Source organism: Phenylobacterium sp. (assembly GCF_035539035.1).
Lineage (GTDB): Bacteria > Pseudomonadota > Alphaproteobacteria > Caulobacterales > Caulobacteraceae > Phenylobacterium.
In genome coordinates, this window is the sequence record NZ_DATLJI010000011.1 from 26,668 (window position 1) to 48,372 (window position 21,705).

At 71.2% G+C, this 21,705-nt stretch carries 15 protein-coding genes; 9 read left to right on the top strand and 6 right to left on the bottom strand.

The annotated features are described in order from the left end of the window. Positions 1 to 32 precede the first annotated feature (32 nt). From VM685_RS04320 to hisC, 6 genes are all read left to right on the top strand, one after another. Positions 33 to 2,576: a TonB-dependent receptor gene (locus VM685_RS04320; protein WP_325458891.1), complete on the top strand. Its 2,544-nt coding sequence runs from the start codon at positions 33 to 35 to the stop codon at positions 2,574 to 2,576. A 255-nt stretch (positions 2,577 to 2,831) separates the two neighbouring features. Further along, positions 2,832 to 5,666: a TonB-dependent receptor gene (locus VM685_RS04325; protein WP_325458892.1), complete on the top strand. Its 2,835-nt coding sequence runs from the start codon at positions 2,832 to 2,834 to the stop codon at positions 5,664 to 5,666. A gap of 362 nt (positions 5,667 to 6,028) precedes the next feature. Next, positions 6,029 to 8,506, top strand: a complete 2,478-nt coding sequence (locus VM685_RS04330) for a TonB-dependent receptor (RefSeq protein ID WP_325458893.1) — start codon at positions 6,029 to 6,031, stop codon at positions 8,504 to 8,506. Positions 8,507 to 8,647: 141 nt separating this feature from the next. Then, the gene (locus VM685_RS04335; protein ID WP_325458894.1) at positions 8,648 to 9,757 is read left to right on the top strand and encodes a response regulator; all 1,110 of its coding nucleotides are present in this window, start codon (positions 8,648 to 8,650) and stop codon (positions 9,755 to 9,757) included. Positions 9,758 to 9,854: 97 nt separating this feature from the next. Further along, positions 9,855 to 10,661 carry a chorismate mutase gene (locus tag VM685_RS04340; RefSeq protein WP_325458895.1) on the top strand — a complete coding sequence of 269 codons (807 nt, stop codon included), beginning with the start codon at positions 9,855 to 9,857 and terminating at the stop codon, positions 10,659 to 10,661. Positions 10,662 to 10,715: 54 nt separating this feature from the next. Then, positions 10,716 to 11,846: a histidinol-phosphate transaminase gene (gene hisC / locus VM685_RS04345; RefSeq protein WP_325458896.1), complete on the top strand. Its 1,131-nt coding sequence runs from the start codon at positions 10,716 to 10,718 to the stop codon at positions 11,844 to 11,846. On the opposite strand, the gene VM685_RS04350 is transcribed toward hisC, so the two are convergent. The 5 genes from VM685_RS04350 to VM685_RS04370 all read right to left on the bottom strand — a co-directional run bounded on the left by VM685_RS04350 (position 11,833) and on the right by VM685_RS04370 (position 17,035). Then, positions 11,833 to 12,579, bottom strand: coding sequence for a prephenate dehydrogenase (locus tag VM685_RS04350; RefSeq protein WP_325458897.1), 747 nt, complete (start codon positions 12,577 to 12,579; stop codon positions 11,833 to 11,835). The genes hisC and VM685_RS04350 overlap by 14 nt on opposite strands. Positions 12,580 to 12,619: 40 nt before the next feature. Continuing rightward, positions 12,620 to 15,412 carry an ATP-dependent DNA helicase gene (locus tag VM685_RS04355; RefSeq protein ID WP_325458898.1) on the bottom strand — a complete coding sequence of 931 codons (2,793 nt, stop codon included), beginning with the start codon at positions 15,410 to 15,412 and terminating at the stop codon, positions 12,620 to 12,622. Positions 15,413 to 15,480: 68 nt separating this feature from the next. Beyond that, positions 15,481 to 15,849, bottom strand: coding sequence for a YccF domain-containing protein (locus VM685_RS04360; RefSeq protein ID WP_325458899.1), 369 nt, complete (start codon positions 15,847 to 15,849; stop codon positions 15,481 to 15,483). A gap of 87 nt (positions 15,850 to 15,936) precedes the next feature. Next, on the bottom strand, positions 15,937 to 16,140 hold the full coding sequence (locus VM685_RS04365; protein WP_325458900.1) for a hypothetical protein: 204 nt from the start codon (positions 16,138 to 16,140) through the stop codon (positions 15,937 to 15,939). A 124-nt stretch (positions 16,141 to 16,264) separates the two neighbouring features. Beyond that, complete coding sequence (locus VM685_RS04370) at positions 16,265 to 17,035, bottom strand: carbonic anhydrase (protein ID WP_325458901.1); 771 nt, start codon at positions 17,033 to 17,035, stop codon at positions 16,265 to 16,267. A gap of 292 nt (positions 17,036 to 17,327) precedes the next feature. Between VM685_RS04370 and VM685_RS04375 the strand changes: the two genes are divergently transcribed. From VM685_RS04375 to VM685_RS04385, 3 genes are all read left to right on the top strand, one after another. After that, the gene (locus tag VM685_RS04375; protein WP_325458902.1) at positions 17,328 to 19,241 is read left to right on the top strand and encodes a tetratricopeptide repeat protein; all 1,914 of its coding nucleotides are present in this window, start codon (positions 17,328 to 17,330) and stop codon (positions 19,239 to 19,241) included. Positions 19,242 to 19,326: 85 nt separating this feature from the next. Next, positions 19,327 to 20,283, top strand: a complete 957-nt coding sequence (locus VM685_RS04380; RefSeq protein ID WP_325458903.1) for a hypothetical protein — start codon at positions 19,327 to 19,329, stop codon at positions 20,281 to 20,283. A gap of 203 nt (positions 20,284 to 20,486) precedes the next feature. Continuing rightward, positions 20,487 to 20,924 carry a helix-turn-helix transcriptional regulator gene (locus VM685_RS04385; RefSeq protein WP_325458904.1) on the top strand — a complete coding sequence of 146 codons (438 nt, stop codon included), beginning with the start codon at positions 20,487 to 20,489 and terminating at the stop codon, positions 20,922 to 20,924. Positions 20,925 to 20,928: 4 nt separating this feature from the next. On the opposite strand, the gene VM685_RS04390 is transcribed toward VM685_RS04385, so the two are convergent. Then, on the bottom strand, positions 20,929 to 21,639 hold the full coding sequence (locus tag VM685_RS04390; RefSeq protein ID WP_325458905.1) for a class I SAM-dependent methyltransferase: 711 nt from the start codon (positions 21,637 to 21,639) through the stop codon (positions 20,929 to 20,931). Positions 21,640 to 21,705 lie beyond the last annotated feature (66 nt).

Genomic DNA, 21,705 nt, shown 5'->3' on the forward strand with positions numbered 1-21,705 from the left:
AACAGAACCCGGGCGCCTCTGGGAGAAAACGAATGTCAAAAACTCTGCACCTGCGGAGCCTGCTTGTCGCGGGCGCGTCCGCCATGACGCTCGGCGCCGTCGCTCAGCCGGCGCTCGCACAGACCGAGATCCAGGAACTGGTGGTCACCGCCGAGAAGCGCGAGCAGTCGCTGCAGGACGTGCCGGTGGCCGTCACCGCCTACACAAGCGAGCGCCGCGACATCCTGGGCGTGAACACCGTCGAGGACCTGGCGCGGATCACACCCTCGCTCAGCTACACCAACAACGACCGCCTCTCGATCCGCGGTTTCGGCCGCCTGACCAATGCGATCGGCACCGACCCGTCGGTGGCGCTCTATTCGGACGGCATCTTCTCCAACTCCATGGCGGACGCCTCCACGCCGCCGCTGTTCATCGAGCGGACGGAGATCCTGCGCGGGCCGCAGGGCACCCTCTACGGCCGCAACTCCATCGGCGGCGCGATGAACGTCATCGCCAAGCGTCCCACCGAGGACTTCGAGGGCGAGGTCCGCGCCCAGGTCGGCAACTACGAGTCCTACCGCGTGGACGGCCTGATCCGCGGGCCGATCGCCCCGAACCTGCGCTTCCTGGTGGGCGCCTCGATGGAGAAGCGCGGCGAGGGCTTCATCAAGAACATCGGGCCGGCGCGCGACACCGCCGAGGTGGACCGCTGGATGGTCGAGTTCCAGATCGAGGCCGACCTCGGCGAGAACACCACCGCGCGGCTGCGCTATTCCAAGTTCGACTGGGACGACAGCTACGGCGTCGGCAATACGCTGACCAACATCATCTCGCCGTATGACGTGACCTCGCCCACCGGCTCGGGCACCTCGGCGCTCTATTACAACACCGCGCTCGGCTACACCGGGACCAATCCGGCGGTGGCCGACCCCTATCGGATCAACACCAACCACGACGCCTACGGCTCGCTGGACAACCACCACCGGGTCCACCTGGACGTCACCCACGACCTCGGCTGGGGCACGCTCAAGTACCTCGGCGGCTACCAGCAGTACGACTACAACACCTCCTCGGACTCCGACCTGACGCCGCGCGTCGGGCCGCAGGACCTGCCGTTCCCCGACCTCGACGGGCCGGGCCCGCTGACGCCGTTCACCGCCAGAAACGTCTCCACCGACGCGCGCACCTTCTACGAGGAGCGCCAGAGCTGGATGTCGAACGAGATCAACCTCTCGTCGAACAGCGACGGGCCGCTGAACTGGATCGTCGGCGTGTTCCAGTACTACCAGGAGTACGACCAGCCGCAGGGCATCCGCGTGGTCGGCGACCCGGGCATGTTCAACCCGGTGAGCCTGACCGGCGCGCCGGTGCCGGCCAATCCGCGCGGCGCCTTCCTCTATGTGGACGGCCACCTGGAGACCAAGTCCTACGCCGCCTTCGGCCAGATCGACTGGGAGTTCGCGCCGAACCTGACCCTGACGGCCGGGCTGCGCTACACCTACGACGAGAAGGAAGGCTACGACGTGGCCCGCTACGTGGCGCGCCTCCCCGCCGCGGCCCTGCTGCAGGGCCTGGTGGGTGCGGGCGTGCCGATCTCCGTGGCCCAGGGCCTGTCGCTGGACCTCACGCCGTTCCAGGTCTGCGGCGGCTTCACCCTGGCGGCCTGCGCGGCCAACCCGCTGACCGCCGACCTGTTCCCGAACCCGACCGGCGGGCTGCGCCGCAACCTGTCGGGCGACTGGGACGCGCTGACCGGCACCCTCGGCGTCCAGTGGGAGCCGGACTCGGACACCAACCTCTATGCGCGCTACAGCCGCGGCTACAAGTCGGGCGGCTGGCTGGGCTCGAACGGCCTGACCCCCAGCCCCTACGCCGACCCGGAGTACGTGGACTCCTATGAGCTTGGGGCGAAGAAGAACTTCGGCCGCAGGCTGCAGGTGAACAGCGCGCTCTTCTTCTCCGACTACAAGGGCTTCCAGACGCCGCTCACCGTGGCGCTCGGCAACATCACCGGCAGCCGCTTCCTGAATCTCGATGCCGAAGTCTGGGGCGCGGAGTTCGAGGCCCAGTGGGCCCCGGTCGACAACCTGCAGCTCCTGATGAACTACGCCTACCTCAACGCCGAGGTGACGGAGGGCTGCTGCTTCGTCGACACGCCCGACCCGCGGGCCCTAGCCCCGGGGGCGCGTCCGTCCGGCGCGCCACTCGCCAACGGCAGCCAGCCGCAGTCCCTGGTGGGCAACGCCCTGCCGCTGACGCCGAAGCACAAGGTGACCGTCGGCGCCACCTACACCTGGGAGTTCGACGCCGGCAGCCTGATCGCCAGCGGGACCTACACCTGGACCGACGACCAGCAGTCCACGATCTTCAACAACCCGGTCTACACCTCGCCGGCCTTCGAGATCGCCGACTTCCGGATGCTCTGGAAGGACGGGGAGGACCGCTACACCGTCATCGGCTACGTGAAGAACGCCTTCGACGAGGTCGGCTACCAGAGCTCGACCGCCGGCTCGCCGACCGCGGTGGGACCGCGCCGGACCGTGATCCTCAATTTCCCGCGCACCTACGGGGTCGAGTTGCAGTATCGGTTCTGACGAGCAGGTACAAAACGGCCTGTCAGGGGGCGGCGGGGAGACCCGCCGCCCCTTTACGTTAGGTCCGCTGCTTCGCCAATTTTGTCACAGCCGGCTATCTAATCAGCGATTGGCTAACGATGTTCTGTTGACAGGAACCCTCCTCTACCGCGTGCTTGGCCATGGCTGTCGGGGGGACTCGCCGCACCCCCCAGCGCATTTCCGCGAGCGGCGAACGTCACGGGCCAAAAGAGCCCGGCGTGTTGGGAGGAACCGATGGACAAAGCAATCACCTTGCGTCGCATGCTCGTGGCCGGCGCTTCCCTCGCGGCCATGGCCGCCTCCACGCCGGCGGCGGCCCAGGCGGTGATCGAGGAGCTCGTCGTCACGGCCCAGAAGCGCGAGGAAGCGCTGCAGGACGTGCCGATCGCCGTGTCGGCCTTCAACCAGGAATCGCTAGAGAAGGCCAAGATCGACGGCGGCCCGAACCTGGTTCTCGCCGTGCCGAACGTGAACTTCTCCAAGGGGAACTTCACCGGCTACAACTTCCAGATCCGCGGGATCGGTTCGAAGCTGGTGGCCGCCTCGGGCGACGCCGGCACCGGCATCCACCTGAACAACGCCCCGCTGATCGCCAACAACCTGTTCGAGACCGAATTCTACGACATGGAGCGCGTCGAAGTGCTCCGCGGTCCGCAGGGCACCCTCTACGGCCGGAACGCCACCGGCGGCGTGGTCAACCTGATCACCGCCAAGCCCACCGACTCGTTCCAGGCCCACGCCCGGGCCGAGTACGGCAACTACAACTCCATCAAGCTGCGCGGCATGGTGAACATGCCCCTGGGCGACATGTTCGCCCTGCGCGTCGCCGGCAACTACCTGAAGCGGGACGGCTACGGCGAGAACCTGGCCACCGGCAACGACGCCGACGACCGCGACCTGTGGGGCGCGCGCGCCACCCTGTCGTTCTCGCCGACCGACAATTTCCGCAGCTGGCTGCTGTTCGACCACTTCGAGGAGGACGACAACCGCTCGCGGATCGGCAAGCAGCTCTGCACCAAGGATCCCGGCCCGGCCAACATCGGCGGCCTCGGCTATTCGGCCATCCCGCCTGTGGGGCAGATCCAGCGCGGCCTGTTCAGCCAGGGCTGCCTGCCCACCTCGCTCTACGACCCGAGCGCCCTGGGCACGGTGAACTCCCAGGCCACGCTGGGCGGCCTGTTCGGCGCGCTCGGCGGCTTCCAGACCGGGGACGCCTACGCCGGCAAGATGCAGACGCCCGACGTGCGGGACATCGAGTCGCTGTTCGACCCGATCTACAAGTCGAAGACCGACATCTACGAGTTCAACGCCGAGTTCGACGTCACCGAGAACGTGACGATGAACTGGCTGAGCGCCTACACCTACTACAAGCTCTACACGCGGCAGGACTACAACCGCTACCTGCCCTCCACGACGTTCAACACCACGCCGAACCCGGTCAACGCGTTCGCGGCCGCGCCCATCCCGGGCGGCTATGCAGCGCTCTACGGCGCGCTGTTCCCCGGGGGCGTCATCAACGATCCGCAGAACGGCGCGCAGAACCGGTTCACCACCAGCGACATCTCCTCGGCCTACACCGAGCAGTGGAGCCACGAGGTGCGGTTCCAGTCCAACTTCGAGGGGCCGCTGAACTACAACGTCGGCGCCATGATGACGAAGTACAAGTCGACCGGCGACTACTACGTCATGTTCAACACCGGGACCGGCTACTACCAGATCAACAACCTGCTCACGACCGGCAACCCGAACTGCGTTGGCGGGGCGCCCTGCGTGTCCGTCGACCCCAACGCCGACCCGACCCGCCTTGGCCACAACTACTACGACAGTTACGGCCCATACCGGCTGCTGTCCTACGCCGCCTTCGGCGAGCTCTACTGGGACATGAGCGAAACCTTCAAGTGGACGCTCGGCCTGCGCTACACGGTCGACGACAAGCGGGTGATCGCCCACTCCGTCGCGCTCGGCGTTCCGGGCCAGGGTCCGATCCCGATCGGCCGCCAGGAGGTGAAGTTCAAGGAGCCCACCGGCCGCTTCGGCTTCGACTGGCAGCCGGACCTGGGCTTCACGGACGACACCCTGATCTACGCCTTCTACACCCGCGGCTATAAGGGCGGCGGTCTCAACCCGCCGTTCAGCCCGGGGATCGGCGTGGTGCCCGTGCCGGAGACCTTCGACCCCGAGTTCATCAACGCCTACGAGATCGGCACCAAGAACACCCTGATGGGGGGCTCCCTGCAGCTCAACCTCACGGGCTTCTACTACGACTACAAGGGCTACCAGGTCTCGAAGATCATCAACCGGACCTCGATCAACGAGAACATCGACGCCCGCGTCATGGGCCTGGAGTTCGAGTCGATCTGGCAACCCATCGAGAACCTGCGCCTGAACGCCCAGATCGGCTGGCTGGACAGCGAGATCAAGGACGCCAGCTCGATCGACACCTTCAACCGGACCCAGGGCATCGCCGGCCTGACTCTGGTGAAGTCGAGCGCGGCCTCCAACTGCGTCGTGACCACCACGGCGGCGCAGACGGCGCTCGCCATCTCCAACGGCCAGGTGCCGGGCTTCACGCCCAATCCGTTCAACCTGCTCGGCGTCTGCACCCTGGCCTCGGCCGCGGGCGCGGGGACCAACATCGGTGGGGGCGCGATCGCCGCCGGCACCAACGCCTTCGGCGGGCTGGTCTCGGAAGGCGTGCCGGTGGACCTGGACGGCAACGACCTGCCGAACTCGCCCCACTGGACGGTCTCGCTGGGCGCCCAGTACACGATGGAGCTCACGGACGCCTGGCAAGCCGTGCTGCGCGGCGACTACTACAAGCAGGGCAAGACCTACGCCCGGATCTACAACAGCGACGCCGACCGCATCCGCGGCTGGGAGAACGTCAACCTGACGCTCACCATCGAGAACCCCGACGCCGGGCTCGAGATCGGCGCCTTCGTGAAGAACGCCACCGACGAGACGGCCGTCACCGACTTCTACCTGACCGACGACTCCTCGGGCCTGTTCCGCAACGTGTTCTACACCGAGCCCAGGACCTACGGCGTCTCGATCGCCAAGCGCTGGTAGGCGTCCAGCCGGCGCAGACGACAGGGGGCGGCGGGGTGACCCGCCGCCCCTCTTCTTTTGCCGCAAGGATCGTCGTTCCTAGATTCGGTACGGCCGTCGGATTTCTGCAGGCGCGTCAGTTCCCGCGGCGGCAAGCGTTCGCCGAGCGGCGTTCAGTTTTGTACGATGTATTCGAAAGTGCGGTATTTGCGCCACGGCCACGGCAAAGTTGCCGTGAAAGTCGATAAGTTATCGCCGTCCAGTTGACCCGCGACGCCGGGCGCCCTGAGGGTCCCGGCCCTTCGGGCGCCTCCCCGCGCCCGCCCACAGCAAAGCGAAAGAAGCGGCGCCGCGCACCCGCGCGCGCGTCCCGGGAGGACTGCATGTCTCTGAATACCCTGCGGCTGCGCAGCCTGCTCGCCATGAGCGTGTCGGCCGTCGCCCTCACCGCCCTGGCCCAACCCGCCCTGGCCCAGGACGCCGGCGGGACCGAGCTCGAGGAACTGGTCATCACCGCCGAGAAGCGCGAGCAGTCGCTGCAGGACGTGCCGGTGGCCGTCTCGGCCTTCACCTCGGAGCGCCGCGACATCGCCGGCATCACCGGCATCCAGGACTTCGTGAACTTCACGCCGGGCATGAACTACTCCGGCACCGACCGGGTCAGCCTGCGCGGCGCCGGCCGCAACACCTTCTACATCGGCAATGACCCGGGCGTGGCCTCCTACTCGGACGGCTTCTACTCGGCCTCGTCGTCGGAGCTGTTCAAGTCGCCGCTGTTCATCGAGCGCACCGAGATCCTGCGGGGCCCGCAGGGCACCCTCTACGGCCGCAACGCCATCGGCGGGGCGATCAACCAGATCTCCAAGCGTCCCGACCAGGAGTTCGGCGGCGAGATCCGCGCCGGCTACGGCAACTACGAGCGCACCAAGATCGAGGGCGTGGTCTCCCTGCCGGTGGCCGAGAACCTGCGCTTCAAGGTGGGCGGCAGCCAGGACTGGCAGCGCGACGGCTTCATCAAGAACATCGGCGGCGGCAAGGACGGCGCCACGATCAAGCGCACCTACTTCGAGTTCCAGGTCGAGGCCGAGCCCACCGAGAAGCTCAGCATCTGGGCGCGCTACAACCGCTCCAACTGGGACGACACCATGGGCGTGGGCGACCGCCTCGCCAACCTGGTGACGCCCTACGACACCACGCTGCCGTTCGGCCCGATCGGCCAGCTCGTGCCCAACGCCCAGTTCGGCTACGCGACGCCGAATCCCGGCGTGACCGACCCGTACGTCACCAACACCAACACCGACGGCTACGGCCAGCTGCGCGGCAACCACGTGCTGGCGACCAATGTCAGCTATGACCTGGGCTTCGCCACGCTGAAGTACATCGGCGGCTTCCAGCAGTACAACTACCAGACCGGCGGCGACTACGACGGCACCAGCCGCACCGCGGCGATCAATATCCCGGGCATGGCGGTCCCCTACTTCCCGACCACCACGACCGACTTCGACGAGAACAAGCGCTACTTCTCGAACGAGATCAACCTGACCTCGAACTCCGACGGCGCCCTTCGCTGGATCCTGGGCTTCTACCAGTACCACGAGGAGTACAAGCAGCGGATCCAGCTGGCCAATCCGAACCAGGTCCAGCTCGCCACGCCGCTGACCCTGCGCGGCACGCCGGCGGCCGCCAACCCGAGCCGCAACTTCGCCGACGGCCAGGCCAACCTGGAATCCGAGGCCTGGGCGGTGTTCGGCCAGGGCACCTACGAGTTCAACGAGCAGTTCGCCCTGACCGCCGGCCTCCGCTACACCAAGGACAAGAAGTCGGGCTTCGAGACCCAGCGCCTGGTGATCCTGTCGCCAGCCATCGCCAGCGGCGCGGCGGCGTTCGACGTCTCCACCGACATCGACGGCAACGCGGCGAACGGCGTGCAGAACTTCCGCTCGCTGTCGGACAGCTGGGACGCCGTCACCGGCGTGCTGAACCTGGACTGGACGCCGGACGAGGACACCCTGGTCTACGCCAAGTACAGCCGCGGCTATAAGTCGGGCGGCTTCCTGCTCGGGACCCTGGCTCCCGACCCGACCGCCGACCAGGAGCAGGTCGACGCCTACGAGCTGGGCCTGAAGAAGAGCCTCGGCCGGCGCTTCCAGCTGAACGCCGCAGCCTTCTATAACGACTTCAAGGACATGCAGCTCAACCTGTCGCAACTCAACGCGGCGGGCACGGCGGCGGCCAACAACTTCGTCAACGTCGACTCCGAAGCCTATGGCGTCGAGCTCGAGGCGCTGTGGCGGCCGATCGACAACCTCGACCTGTCGGCGAGCTACGGCTACCTGCACACCGAGATCACCAAGGGCTGCTGCTTCTACGATCCGGCGGACCCGGGCGCGCTCGATCCGAACGCCACCCCCTCGGGCGGCTTCGTGACGTCCAACGGCACTCGCCTCGTCTTCCAGACCCTGGAAGGCTCGCGGATCTACCAGTCGCCGAAGCACAAGTTCGCAGGCAACGCGAACTACACTTTCAACTTCGATCCGGGTTCGCTGATCCTGTCGGCGACCTACACCTGGACCGACGAGACCACCTACCAGCCGTTCAAGAGCGCGGCGAACAAGGTCCCCGCCTACGACGTCACGGACTTCCGGGTCCTGTGGAACGACGCGGACGACCGCTACACCCTCATCGGCTTCGTGAAGAACGCCTTCGACGAGCGGGGCTACACGTCCAACGGCTCGACGACGCCGACGGCGATCTTCGACATCCCCAATCCGGGCCCCGGGCTCGTCCAGACCCGGACGGCCATCACGCGGGGGCTGATCCAGCCGCGCACCTACGGCGTGGAGCTGCAGTACCGGTTCTAGAAAGGCGCGTTTCCTCCCTAGCGCCATCTTGGGCGGCGGGTCTCCCGCCGCCCTTCTTTTTTGCGGAGCGGTCCACTTAACGACTGCTCAAAGCCTTGGCGGCATGATCGGGGGGATCCAGTCCTCCCACTCCGGCGGCCCATGTCTCTGCCAGCGTTCTTCTTCGACCGGGTCAGCGCTGAGATCCGCCAGCAGATGGACGGTGTGCTGGCGCTGGCCGACCAGCTGTCGCGCCAGCGGCTGGCGCCGGACGCCCAGGCCTGCGTGGCCGGCGTCGCCGAGGCCGCGGCAGGCGTGCGCCGCACGCTCGACAGCGCCCTCGACCTGAAGTCCGTGGCCACCGAAGGCCTCACCCTTTCGCCCGCGCCGATCCGGCTGTGCGAACTCACCGACACGATCAGCGACCGCTGGCAGGGCCGCGCGGCCCAGGCGGGCGTGACCCTGCTGGTCTCCTACGACGGCGACCCGGAGGCGTGCGTAATGGGTGACCGGGCCCGGCTCCTGCAAGTGTTCGACGGCTTCATCGGCGAGGCGGTGGCGAGCGCCGGCCGCAGGGCCGTGGAGGTGAGCCTGAAGGCGTTCGCCGGGCCCGGCGACACCGTGAGGCTGGAAGGCCGGGTGCGCGGCGCACGCAGCGCCGCCTGGGAAGCCCAGGACCTGGAGGCGCGGGTGCGGGACGTCGCCGACCGCTTCGGGCTGGAGGTGGCGATCGGCGCCATGCTGGCCCGCCGGATCGTCGCGGGCCACGACGGCGCGATCACCGACGAGCCGCAGGCGGGCGGGGCCCAGACCGTCGCCTTCGAATTCCCCCTGCCCCGCGCCACCGAGGCGCCCGAGGGCCCGGCCGAGGCGCACGGCCGCGCCGCTCACATCCTGATCGTCGACGACAACGCCACCAACCGGGTGGTCGCCCAGGCGCTGTGCGAAATGCTCCAGTGCACCACCGAAACCGCCGAGGACGGGCTGCAGGCGGTGGAGACGGCCCGCAGCGGCCGCTTCGACCTGATCCTGATGGACATCCGCATGCCCGGCATGGACGGGGTGACCGCAACCCGGGAGATCCACGCCCTGCCCGGCCGCGCCGGCCAGACGCCGATCATCGCGCTCACCGCCAACGTCGACCCCGACGAGGTGCGCGGCTATCTGGAGGCCGGCATGGTGGGCGTGATCGAGAAGCCCATGAAGGCCGAGCACCTGCGCGACGCGCTCGCCAAGGCGCTGGGCGAGACGCAGGACGCCCGGGCGGCCTAAGTCCTGGTTGCGGCTGCAACTTTCTTGCGTCCTCCGGCCCTATTGCGCCCGGCCGCGCAATGACCTAGGTCGCGACCCTGCATTTTCGGGGGAGAAAATGGCCGAAGCCGAGACCACGCCCGCGACACCGACGCTGGACGAGGTCCGTGCGCGCATCGACGTCATCGACGCCGAGCTCCTGAAGCTGCTGGACGAGCGGGCGGGCCTGGCCAGGGTCGTCGCCGCCGCCAAGGCGGCGGCGGGGGAGGCCGGCAGGTTCGGCCTGAAGCCCGGCCGCGAGGCCCAGCTCCTGCGCCGGCTTCTGGCGAAGCCGCGCCAGGGCGCGAGCGCCGCCCTGGTCGTGCGGGTCTGGCGCGAGATGATCGGCGAGAGCCTGAAGCTGCAGGGTCCGTTCCACCTGGCGGTCTGGGGCGGCAAGGATCCCGCGCGCGCCGTCGAGCTCGCCCGTCTGCGGTTCGGCGCGGCCCCGCCGCTGCGCCAGGTCGCCAGGCCCGAGGAGGCGCTCGCCGCGGCGAAGACGCCGGGCGGCGTCGCCATCGCCGCCCTGACGCCCGACAGCGCCTGGTGGGGCCGTCTGCTGGCCGAGCCGAAGCTCAGGGTGTTCGCCGCCCTGCCCTGCGTCTCCGCCTGGGGCCCGCTGTCGGCGCTGGCCGTCGGCGAGGTGGAGGTGGAGCCCACCGGCGGCGACGTCACCTTCTGGGTCACCGACGCTCCGCAATCCGCCGGGGCGGTCGAGGAGACGCTGAGCCGGGACGGCGCGGCGGCCACGCTCGTGGCCGAGGCCGGCGGCCTGAAGCTCTTCAGCCTGGCCGGCTTCTACCAGGCCGACGACCCCCGGCTGGCGCGCGCGCCGGGCCGGCTTTCCGGCGTCATCGGGGCTGCGCCCGCGCCGCTGGACGTGTAAGAGGCGACGCTTCCCGGCCCGAACGGGCCTCAAGGCTGATCCTCTACGGTCCGAATGTCCGACGACGCCCCGCTCAACGACCGCGCCCGCGCCGCGCGCCCGCTCCCCAAGCCCGGCATCATGGACATCCACGCCTATGTGCCCGGCAAGGCCAAGGCCGAGGGCGTGGAGAACCCGATCAAGCTTTCGGCCAATGAGAACATCCTGGGCTGCAGCCCCAAGGCCCGAGAGGCCTACGCCGGCGCCGCCGACCAGCTGCACATGTACCCGGACAGCCGCACCAGCCTGCTGCGCGCGGCGGTGGCCGAGCGGTTCCGGCTGGAGCCGGAGCGGCTGATCTTCGGCCAGGGCTCGGACGAGGTCTTCCAGCTCCTCAACCAGGTGTTCCTGGAGCCCGGCGACAACATCGTGCAGGGCGAGTACGGCTTCGCCGCCTACGCCATCGGCGCCTACGCCTGCCAGGCCGAAGTGCGGCGGGCGAATGAGCCGAACTACACGATCAGCGTGGACGAGATCCTGAAGTGCGTCGACGACCGCACCCGGCTCGTGTTCATCGCCAACCCGGCCAACCCGACCGGCACCTGGATCCCGTTCTCGGAGATCCTGCGGCTGCACGCGGCGCTGCCGCCCAGCGTCGTTCTGGTGCTGGACGGGGCCTACGGCGAGTTCTGCGAGGACCCGGCCTTCGACGACGGCCTGGACCTGGCGCGGACGGCGCAGAACGTGGTCGTCACCCACACCTTCTCGAAGCTGCACGGCCTGGCCGCCCTGCGGGTCGGCTGGGGCTATGCGCCGGCCGAGATCTCCGCCGCCGTCGACCGTATCCGGCTGCCGTTCAACATCTCGATCCCCGGCCAGGCCGCGGCCATCGCCGCGCTCGGCGACGAGGACTTCCAGCGCCGCTCCATCGACCATGTGGAGCAATGGCGGCCGTGGCTCGCCCAGCAGTTCGGCGGCCTCGGCGTGGACGTGGTGCTGCCCTCGGCGGCCAACTTCCTGCTGGTGGGCTTCCCCACCACCCCGGGCAAGACCGCCAAGGAGGCCGAGGCCTTCCTCGCCACCAAGGGTCTGCTGGTGCGCGGCGTCGGCAACTACGGCCTGCCCGGCCATGTGCGGATCACCATCGGCCTGGAAGAGCACAACCGCGCCGTGGTCGACGCGCTGGCTGAGTTCATGAGGGCCTAGGGGCCGTCTCCACCTGCTTCAGCAGGTCCTGGGCCTGGGCCACGAAGCCGCGGACCACCTCCGGCGCGTAGGGGTTCTGGGTCTGGATGGCGGTGAACAGCTCGAAGGTGTCGCCGCCGATCAGGCCGCAGAGCTCCAGCAGGTGCTGGTAGGACTGGGTCGCCAGCCGCTCGTCCGGGATGCCGAGATTGACGAGGCTGCGGCCGATCAGGTGGGTCAGGGCCTGTACGTAGGCCATCTCCTGGTCGTGCTCCTCCGGCGTCGTCACCGTGACGGCCAGGCCCAGCTCGCGGCCGAAGGCGGCGACCTTCTCGTGGCGGTCGCCGCGGATCGGGCAGACCACGAAACGCAGGCCCGGCAGGCCGTCGCGCGCCACGCTCTGCGGGCCGAACAGCGGGTGGGTGGCGACGATGTCGACGTGGGCCGGCAGCAGCTCGCGCATCCACTGAGCCGGCAAGACCTTCACCGAGCCCACGTCCACCACCAGGGCGCCGGGCTTCAGGAGCGGCGCGATCGCGGCGATCACCGCGCGCATGGCGGCCACCGGCACGGCCAGGACGACCACGTCGCGGGCGGCCGCCTCTTCGAGGGAGCCGAAGGCGACGCCGAGCTCGCGGGCGCGCTCGCGGGCGTCCGGCGCCCGGTCGGTCACCAGCACGTCGAAGCGGGTCTTCAGGACCCCGGCCGCCAGCTGGCCGAACTGGCCGAAGCCGATGAGACCCAAGCTTTTCATGGCGCCTGAGTAGCGGGCCGGCCGCCGCTCCGCAAACGGCCTAGGTCTTCAGAAAGGCCGCGGTCTTCTCGATCGCCTCGACGAGACTGATCCGCTCCAGCTCCACGCCCTCCGGCAGGGCCGAGAACAGGCGGGTGGGCGACGAGGCGTCGAGCATCACGAAGACGCCCTTGTCGTCGGCGCGGCGGATCAGGCGCCCGAAGGCCTGGGCGATGCGGCCCCTCGCGATCGCGTCGTCGTAGCCCTTGCCGCCGAAGCGGACGCGGCGGGCCTTGTGCAGGATGTCGGGCCGGGGCCAGGGCACCCGGTCGAACACCAGGCAGCGCAGCGAGCGGCCGGGCACGTCGACGCCGTCGCGCACCGCATCGGTGCCGAGCAGGCAGGCGTCCTCCTCGGCCCGGAAGATGTCCACGAGCGCGCCCACCTCGAGCGGGTCGACGTGCTGGGCGTAGAGGGCGAGGCCGCGATCGGCGAGCGGGGCGGCGATGCGCTCGTGCACCGCGCGCAGGCGGCGGATGGCGGTGAACAGACCCAGCCCGCCGCCGCCGGCCGCCAGGAACAGCTCGCGCATGGCCGCGGCGATCTGGCGGGGATCGTCCTTGCCCACGTCGGTGACCACGAAGCAGCGGGCCTGGTTGGCGTAGTCGAACGGTGAGGCGAGGCGCAGCGTCTTCGGCCGGTCCGGCAGGCGCGCGGCGCCGGTGCGCATCTCGGCGAGCGCGAAGGGGTCGTCCAGGGTCTGGTCGGCGAGGGTCGCGGAGGTGACCAGCACGCCGTGCGCGGGCGCGATCACGGCGTTGGTCAGGGGCTCGGTGGGATCCACCCAGTGGCGGCGGCAGGCGGCGTCCACCACCCGGCCGTAGAGGAAGGTGGCGTCGAACCAGTCCACGAAGTCTGGGTCGTCCTCGGCGTCCTCGTCGATGGCCCGCAGCATCGAGCGCCAGGCCGGGAGCGTCATGCGGGCGCGGCGGTCGAGGCCGCGCAGCGCGCCCTCGATGCGGGCCCGTTCCGTGGGACCGAGGGTGGCGGCCTCCTGGTCGAGCACGTCCTCCAGGGCGCGGGCGAGCGCCAGCAGCGGCGCCTCCACCTTGGCGAGGGCCGCGGCGGCTTCCCGGGCGGTGTCGCGCACGAGGTCGAGCGCCGGGCGGGCGGCGCATTCCATCCCCACCTCGGAGGGAGCGGCGCGGGCGCGCAGCTGCTCCAGCACGGCCACCAGGAACTGCTCGATAGGGCCGATCGGGTTCACCTCGCCGTTCGGCGGGGCGATGCGGCCCGACCAGCCCTCGCCCGGCAGGGCGGCGGCGGCGTGGGTGGCCTGGACCAGCGCCTGCTTGGCGTCGTCGTGGTCGCCCAGCACCTCCATGAGCCGCGCCTCGAGGCCCCGGCCGCGCCGGCCGCGCCCCTCCGGACCGCGTATCCAGCGGCGCATCTCGGCGCTCTCGGCGCCCGAGAGCGCGGCCGAGAAGGCGCTGTCGGCGGCGTCGAACAGGTGGTGGCCCTCGTCGAAGACGATGCGCTTGAGCTGGGTGGTCTCGGCGTCGGCCTTGGAGCCGCGGGCGGCGCGGGCCCCGTCGAACGCCGCCTGGGTCATGACCAGGGCGTGGTTGGCGATGACGATGTCGGCCCGGCGCGAGCCGCGGATCGCCTTCTCCACGAAACAGGTACGGTAGTGCTGGCAGCCGGCATGGATGCACTCGCCGCGCCGGTCCACCAGGTTGGCGGCGCTGGCCTGGGCGGCCGGCGGGACCGCGAACAGCGTCGGCAGCCAGGCCGGGAAGTCGCCGCCGGTCATGTCGCCGTCGCGGGTCGCCCGCGCCCAGCGGGCGGCGAGCCCCATGCCGACCAGGTCCGCGCCGCCGAGCTGGGCCTGGTTGGCGTGGTCCTGGAAGTTCAGCAGGCAGAGGTAGTTCTCGCGGCCCTTGCGGACCACGGCCTTCTTCGCCCGCACCTTGGGGTCGGGGAAGACCGAGTGGCTCTCGCGCTCGATCTGGCGCTGCAGGGCGCGGGTGTAGGTGGAGACCCAGACCGCCGGGCCGTTGGCCTCGGCCCACAGCGAGGCCGGGGCGAGGTAGGCCAGCGTCTTGCCGGTGCCGGTGCCGGCCTCGGCCAGCATCATCCGCGGCTCGCCCTCCTTCTCGCGCGGCTGGAAGGCGTAGGCGGCTTCGGCCGCGTACTCGGCCTGGGCGGGGCGGGCCTCGTCGAGGCCGGAGCGGTGCAGCAGCTCCTTCAGCCGCTCGGCGGCGTGCTCCGCGCCGACCGACTTGGAGCCGGCCTCCCCCGGCGGCGCCTCCGCTTCCCACTCGACCATCCGCATCCAGACATCGAGACCGGAGGAGCGGAACATGTTGCCGACGGGCGCGGAGCGCAGGGCGGCGATGGCGGCCTGGCCCCAGGACCAGCCGGCGCGGGCGAGGGTCTCGGCCACCGCCAGCGCCTCCTCGCGGGACGGCTCCGGCGCGGCCGCGAGTTCCGCCAGCAGGATGCGGCAGGCCTCGCCGAGCGCCAGCGCCTGGGCCTCGGCCCCCTTGGGCTCGGGCATGCCGAGCGCCTGGGCGACGCCGGCGGCGGACGGGGCGCAGAACCGGGCGGGCCGCACGAAGGCGAAGAGTTCGAGGGCGTCGAAGATCCGCGGCGAGCGCGGCGGGACGTTGAGGCCCAGCCGGCGGGCCGTCATGGCCGCGTGGGCCAGCAGCACCGGGGCGGCTTCGACCAGGTCGCGCGCGGCGGGAGGCCGCAGCGTGCGCGCGCCGGCGCCGTCCGCGACAGCCGCGCGGGGGCCGGGCAGCACCACGAGGGCAGGCGCGAGGTCGACGGTGGCGAGGGGGGCGGTCACCCGCGGAGTTTAGCGGAGTCGGGGCGGAACGGAAGGCGAACCCGCGGGCGACGACGCCGCAGGCGGCCTCAGGCCGGGACGATCTCCTTGCCCACCGGGGTGAGCGACAGGCCGGCCAGCTTCACATGCTGCCAGGCGAACGGGATGCCGATGATCGTGACGGCGAGGCCGACCGCCAGGACCAGGTGCTGCAGGGCCAGCCACCAGCCGGCGAACACCAGCCACAGGACGTTGAGCAGCACGCTGGTGACGCCGGGGTCGCGGTCGGCGATCACCCGGCCGAACGGCCAGTAGCTGAAGCCCGCGATGCGGAAGGCGGCAGGCGTCCAGGGCAGGCCCACGATGGTGATCGCCAGCACCAGGCCGGCGAGCAGCCAGGCGGTCCCGGAGATCCAGCCGCCGAACACGAACCACAGGAGGTTGAGCAGCAGTCGCATGGGTCCTCCGCCTCGGCCCAGGGACGGCCGGCGATGCAGGTGTGGAAGCGCCCGGGCGGCCCCTCCGTCAAGCCCCGCCGGCAGGGCTCAGACCGGACGCAGGCCCACCGGGTCGCACTCGCGCAGGATGCGCAGGGCCCGCTCACGGATCGCGCGCTCGACGGCGCCCGACGAGTCCAGGCCGTCCTCGACGGCGCGGGCGATCTCCCGCCGCACCTCCGGAGGGTCCTGGGCGACCCTCAGCGACAACAGGAGCTCCAGAGCCAGCACGTACTGCTCGGGATCAGTCATCGATACGCTCGCAACTGCGCGCCGAGAATTCGGCGCCATCTACAGGTGTGACAGACGGTCCGCACGCGGCGAAATAGATGTTTCCTTGGCTCGGCCATAGGACACCTCTATCGGGCAGCGGAGATCAGGCGATCTCGCGGCCTCTGGCTGGAGTGACCTTGCCGTCATCGAGATCGTAGCGGGCGGCGACGATCTTGAGCTCTCCGGCCAGCACCCGGCTGCGCAGGGGCTTGGAGCCGGCGAAGATCTCGGCCGCGGCGTGGGCGGCGTTCAGCGAGACGGCGGCGTCGACCTTGTCCGCCGCGCCGGCCGGCACGGCGCGGACCGCCGGAGCGATCAGGGCGGCCAGGGCGCCGATCTTGGTGTCGGCGTCGTCGGGGGAGCCGTGGCCGTCGAGGGCGTCGGCCGTGGCCTTCACCGCTCCGCAGCGCTCGTGTCCCAGGGCCATGACCAGGTTGGCCCCGAGGTGGATCACCGCATATTCGATCGAGGCGAGGACGGCGTCGTCCACCACATTGCCCGCCACCCGGACGACGAACAGGTCGCCGAGACCCTGGTCGAAGACCAACTCGGGCGCGACGCGGCTGTCGGCGCAGGCCAGGACAACGGCGAACGGGTGCTGGCTGGCGGCCACCAGTCGCCGCCGGGCGGCGTCGCCGTTCGGGTGCGTGGCGCGGGCCGCCACATAGCGGCCGTTGCCGGCCATCAGCCGGGCCATGGCGGCCTCGGGCGTGAGGGCGGGCGCGGCGTTGGCGTCGGCAGCGGCATGGGGGGCCGCAGCCGGCTTGGCCTTGCGCGGCGTGGCGGCGAAGGCGGCGGGCGCGGCCATGAGCGCGGCGCCGCCGGCGAGGAAGAGGCCGCGGCGCGACAGGCCGGGCCGGGACGGGTCTTGCATCGGCTGTTCGCCCCCCGGGCGCGTCGTTGAACCGGCCGCCATCGAAGGTGAAAATCCCTAAGATGGCGTGGAGCCGGGCGCGGCAAGGCGTCGCGGCGGACGCCGTCCACGGAAAGATTTCAGGGGCGCGGGAACGCCGTTCGGCCGGCGACGTTCTTGCTCCCGACCGCACGAAGCCCCCCCCGTCGCGCGGTCGGAACGGCCGGTCCCGCCACACCCCTGGCATCCCCCCTACTGCCCCCGCGGGACCGGCCAACTTCCCCTCCAGACCCCCGCCGCGCTAAGCATCGGCATGGCCGCGGCCCCTTCCGATCCCGACCGGTCCGACGCCGCGGCGCACGTCGCCGCGGCGAAGGCCTGCGCGCGCCAGGGTGACCTTCCGGGCGCCGCCGCCGCGCTCCGGGCGGCCGAGGCGGCGGGAGGCGCGCCGGGGGCCCTGGCGGCCTTCTTTGCCGCGCTCGGCCTCTCGTTCCATCAGGCCGGCCGGCTGGCCGAGGCCGAGGCGGCCTATCGCGACGCCCTGCGGCTCGATCCCCGCCTCGCGGAGCCGCACAACAACCTGGCGGGCCTCTGCCTGGCCCAGGGCCGCGCGGCGGAGGCCGAGGCGCACTACCGCCAGGCGCTCGTCCTGGAGCCGAGGCTGACCGCGGCGCTGGGCAACCTGGTGATCCTGCTCCGTCGCGGTGCGCGCCTGGGCGAGGCCGAGGCCGCCTGCCGCGCGGCCGCGGCCGCCGCCCCCGGCTCGGCCGAGGTTCGGTTGCACCTGGGCCGGGTGCTCGAGGAACAGGGCCGGACGCAGGAGGCGCGCACCGCCTATGGGGAGGCGCACGCCCTGAAGCCTTCGTTCGCGGCCGCGGCGCGCCACGCCCTGACGCTTCCGGTCATTCCGGGGTCGAGCGCCGAGGCGGCCGAGGGGCGGACGCGCTTCGAGGCCGGGCTGGCGGCGCTGGAGCGCGCGCCGGAGACCCCCGTCGACCTGGACGCGCTGGGACAGCTGCGCTGGTTCAACCTGGCCTACCAGGGCGGGGACGACCGGCCGCTCGTCGAACGGCTCGGTCGCCTCTTCCGGGCCCGCGCGCCGCAGCTCACCTTCGAGGCGCCCCACGTGGCGAGCTGGACGCCGCCCGCCGGGCGGCGGGTCCGCGTGGGCTTCCTCTCCGACTTCTTCCGCGACCACTCCATCGGCCGCTTCTACCGGGGCTTCGTCGAGCGGCTGGACCGGGAGAGGTTCGAGGTGGTGGTGATCCATGGCCCCGGGTCGGTGCGCGATGGGGTGCGCGACGCCGTCGACGCGGCCGCGGACCGGGCCGTGATCCTGGCGGGGCCGCTGGCGCAGCAGCAGCAGCGGCTGGCGGGACTGGCGCTCGACGCCCTCTTCTATCCCGACGTGGGCATGAGCTCGGCGACCTACTGGCTGGCCTACGCCCGGCTCGCGCCGGTGCAGTTCACCAGCCTGGGCCATCCGGTGACGAGCGGCCTGGACACCATGGACTGGTTCGTCTCCTCGGCCCTGACCGAGCCGGCCGGCGCGGAGGCCCACTACAGCGAGCGGCTGGCGAGGCTGGCGAGGCTGCCCTGCTTCTATCCGCGGCCGGTCGCGCCCGCCCCCGGCTCGCGGATGGACTTCGGCCTGCCGGAGACCGGCGCGCTCTACGGCTGTCCGCAGAGCCTGTTCAAGCTGCACCCGGAGTTCGACGCGGTCCTCGCCGAGATCGCCGCGCGCGACCCCAACGGCTGGATCGTCGTGCCGGCCGCGCCGGAGCCCTGGTGGACGAAGCTGCTGAAAGCCCGGTGGGAGCGGCAGGCGCCGGCGCTGCTGGAGCGCGTGATCTTCCTGCCCCGGGTGGGAGGCGGCGAGTTCGCCCGGCTCTGCGCGGCCTTCGACGTCCTGCTCGATCCGATCCACTTCGGCAGCGGCGTCACCCTCTACGAAAGCCTGGCGGCCGGCACGCCCACCGTGACCTGGCCCGGCCGCTTCGCCCGCGGCCGCTACGTGGCGGGCGCCTACCGGCAGATGGGCGTGGCCGACGCGCCCGTCGCCCAGGAATTGGGGGACTATGCGGCCCTCGCCACGGCCCTCGGCGCGGACGCCGACCGGCGCGCAGCCCTGCGGGCGGCGACGGTCGCGGCGCTCGGCGAACTCTACGAGGATGGGCGGGCCGTCACCGACCTGGAGGCGTTCATCGCCGGCGCGATGCGCGCCTGATCACCGATCAGCTTGCAGCCGGGGGTTGCGCGCGCCTTGATGCATGTCAAGGCTAAGCGCCCCAGCCCGTGCGCCTGACACTCACATGCCCCAGTCCCAGCCGCTTTCCAGGCTCAGGCTCATCGGCCGCATCTCGGTCGCCTTCCTCCTGGACCTCGTCCAGGTGGGCCGTCTGGACCGCGAGTTCCTGGACGGCGTGCTGCTGCTCTCCATCGTCCAGGCCAACATCGCGCCGCTGACCCGCGACGCCGACCTGCAGCTGGCCTACGCGGACTACGACGCGCCGCCGCCGGACGAGCTGCGCCGACGGGTGAGCGTGAGCGCCATCGCCCAGTCCCTGCGCCTGCCGTACGAGACGGCGCGCCGACACATCGCCCGCATGGCCGCCGCGGGAGCGTGCGAGGTGACGCCCCAGGGGGTCTATGTGCCGGCCGCGACCCTGCATTCGCCGCGTCACCGGGAGGCGGTGATCGGCACCTACCAGCTGCTGCGCGACTTCTACTTCCGGCTGCGCGCCCTGGGCGGCCTCGCGGACCTGCCGTCGCCGGACCCCGCCCGCGCCCTGGACCCCGCCTCCAGCGCGCCGGTGCGGGCGGTGGTGCGGATCTCGTCGGACTATGTGCTGCGGATGGTCGACCTGCTGGCCATCCACGTGGGCGATCTGGTGCGTGGCCTGATCCTGCTCGCCGTCCTTCGCGCCAACACCGAGGGCTTTCCCGACGAGACCCGCGGCGGCGAGGAGGGCGGCCCGGCGAGCTTCGTGCCGGACGAGATGCGGCGGCCGGTGCGGGTGGCCGAGCTGAGCGCCCGCCTGGGCGTGCCGGAGGAGACGGTGCGCCGGCACGCGGCGCGGCTGGTGCAGGACCGGCTCTGCGTGCGGGGGCCCGAAGGCCTCGTCCTGCCGGCCCATGTGCTGGCCCGGCCCCAGTTCGTGCAGCTGATGGCCGACAACCATGCCAATGTGACCCGCATGTTCACGGCGCTCGCCAGGCTCGGCGTGGTCGCCGAGTGGGAACGGCAGCGCGCCGCCGGCGGCGGCTGACGGGCGCCCAGAACCCCTGCAGACGGGGCCGCCGGGGGCGTTTCGTGCGACGGCTCGTCGCACCTGCGCCTCGAAAGGCCCCAAAATGGGTAAGGGCATGGCTTCAACCGGCGGTTGGCTTCAGGCCTCTTAGGGCGAAGCTTCGAGGCTGGGCGACCACCGCCCGGCCCGAAGACGAGACCAACGTCGGGGCGACCCTGAACATGACCAAGCCGATCAAGCCCGCGAGCCTTGCCGCGGCCACCCCCACCGATCCGGACGCCCATCCGGTCGACCGTCACGTGGGCCTGCGCATCCGCATGCGCCGCAAGGAGCTTGGGCTCAGCCAGGACAGGCTGGCCGATGCGCTCGGCATCACCTTCCAGCAGATCCAGAAGTACGAGCGCGGCGCCAACCGCGTGAGCGCCTCCAAGCTGTGGGAGACGGCGCGCGCCCTGCAGGTGCCGATCAACTACTTCTACGAGGGCCTGCCCGAGGACGGCGAGGCCTCGGCCGCGGCGTCGGGCGCGCATGCCTTCCTGCTCACCGCCGAGGGCCTCGAGCTGGCCTCCAACTTCCCCAAGCTCAGCGACCCCCGGTTGCGGCGCAAGATCGTCGAGCTGCTGCGCGCCATGGTCGAGGCCGAGACGGCCGCGGCCTGAGCCCTCAGGCCCGGCAGGGACGGATCGCGCCGGGCTCCGGCCGCCGTCCCGGGGCCGGCGGCTCGAACACCGCCAGGTAGCCGCCGCCGCCCTTGAGAGCGGTGAAGCCCACCTGGCGGTAGCCCACCGCCTCGAATTCGCACTTCAGCAGGGCCGGCGGCGTGCCGTGCCGCGGGGTCGGCCTGTCGAGGTCGATGACCCCTACCCGCGCACCGAGCTTCAGGGAGCCTGCGAGGTTCCAGAGCAGGGCGTAGGGGCTCTCCACCTCGTGGTACATGTGGACCAGCACGGCGCGGTCAACCGGCGCCGGCAGCCGGGGATCGTCCGGCGTCCCCACGACCAGCTCCACGTTCGTCAGGCCCCGCCGCGCCACCTCCGCCTTCAGGTCGGCGAGGTAGTCCACCATGATGTCCTGGGCGTAGACGCGGCCCTTGGGCCCCACCACCGGCGAGAGCCGGATCGTGTGGTAGCCGGAGCCCGCGCCGATGTCGGCCACGGCCATGCCGGCCCGGATGCCGAGGCCGCGCACCAGCTGGCCGTTCTCGTCGGCCTTGTCCCGGTCGGGACCGCTGGACCAGACGGGGCTCACGATGTCGGCCACCGGCCGGTCGGGCTTGGGGAAGGTCGCCGGCGCCGCGGCCGCGGGCTGGGCGTCCGTCGGCTGCGAACAGGCGCAGAGTGCGAGCGAGAGGGCGGCGAGCAGGGCGGCTTTCATCGGCCCACGATCCGCGCGGCGGCGTGCACGCGCAAGGCCGCACCGAAAAGCGAGGGCCCGGACCGC